This window comes from Microcystis sp. M53598_WE2 (genome assembly GCF_030067735.1).
In the GTDB taxonomy this organism is placed as follows: Bacteria; Cyanobacteriota; Cyanobacteriia; order Cyanobacteriales; family Microcystaceae; genus Microcystis; species Microcystis aeruginosa.
In genome coordinates this window covers 1-1,210 of record NZ_JASJFE010000639.1, presented here as the reverse complement: position 1 = coordinate 1,210, position 1,210 = coordinate 1, and the positions used below count along the sequence as shown (strand labels likewise).

Sequence of the window (1,210 nt, the reverse complement as noted above, 5' to 3'; positions counted from 1 at the left end):
CTCCATCTACCATTAAAATTGTTCCAGTTACATAAGAGGAAGCTTCGGATGCTAAAAACACGACAGGACCAATTAACTCTTCTAAATCTCCGGTTCGTTTCATGGGAATTCTAGTATATAATTCGTCCATTTCATCGGAAGTTGAACGTAAACCTTCTGTTCCTTCCATCATATTATTCATATAGCCCGGTGCAAAAGCATTGACTCGAATTTTGTGACTAGCTAATTCGACCGCTAGGGATTTTACTAATTGATTGACACCACCTTTTGCGGCGCTATATGCTCCTGAAGATTTGGGAACAGCAACGAAAGCACAGATAGAAGAATTCATAATAATTGAACCTGCTGTTCCTTGTTTGATCATTTGTTTGGTTGCGAGTTGAGCGCAATTAAAATAACCTTTTAAGTCAACATTAATAACCTGATCCCATTCAAATTCTTCTAATTCATCAGTGTTTTTGAGAATTTCAACTCCTGCATTACAGACCATAATATCGAGTTGACCATAATGAGCAACCGCCTGGTTAATTAAATTCTGACAAGCTTGACGTTGACGAACATCGGTCTCAATTGCCATGGCTTCGCCTCCTGCTTCTTGAATCAGTTGAACCGTTTGTTCAGCACCGACTTGATTAATATCACCAATTACCACCTTAGCTCCAGCTTGTGCTAATCCTTGGGCTAATACCCGACCAATTCCTCGGGCAGCACCCGTGATAATTGCAACTTTACCTGTTAAATCAAAGAGATGATTTGTCATTTTTTTCCTTCAGTTTAAATCAATGTCCACTATAGAAAGTTTAATTCATTTAGGTTCAGCTTTGAGATAATAAAGCTTGAACTTCTTCTGGTGAAAGTCTAGAAATTTCTTGAACTGTTACGGCAATTTCATTCAGTAAACCTTCATTACCCACTAATTCAATCATGACTTGAGTTAATTGGCTGATAGTTGAGTGATTAAAAAGTTGGCGCACAGAAATTTCAATTTCTAAGGTTTGACGGATTTTACTAATCAGTTGAATCGCTTTTAAAGAATGCCCACCTAACAGAAAGAAATCGTCTTCAATCCCAACTCGTTCGACTTCTAAAATTTCTGCCCAAATTTCTGCTAAAACTTCTTCAATTGCAGTTCGAGGAGCGACATAATTTTGAGTTAACGATAAGGGGTTTTTATCGGGTATTGGTAAGACTTTTCGATCAACTTTACCGT

General features: G+C 37.8%; 2 protein-coding genes. Both read right to left on the bottom strand.

All coding sequences use genetic code 11. The annotated features are described in order from the left end of the window. A partial coding sequence (locus PX636_RS12975; protein WP_288117508.1) for an SDR family NAD(P)-dependent oxidoreductase occupies positions 1-760 on the bottom strand: 760 nt, incomplete at its 3' end. 55 nt (positions 761-815) lie between these two features. Then, on the bottom strand, positions 816-1,210 hold a 395-nt coding region (locus PX636_RS12970), incomplete at its 5' end, for a phosphopantetheine-binding protein (protein WP_288117506.1).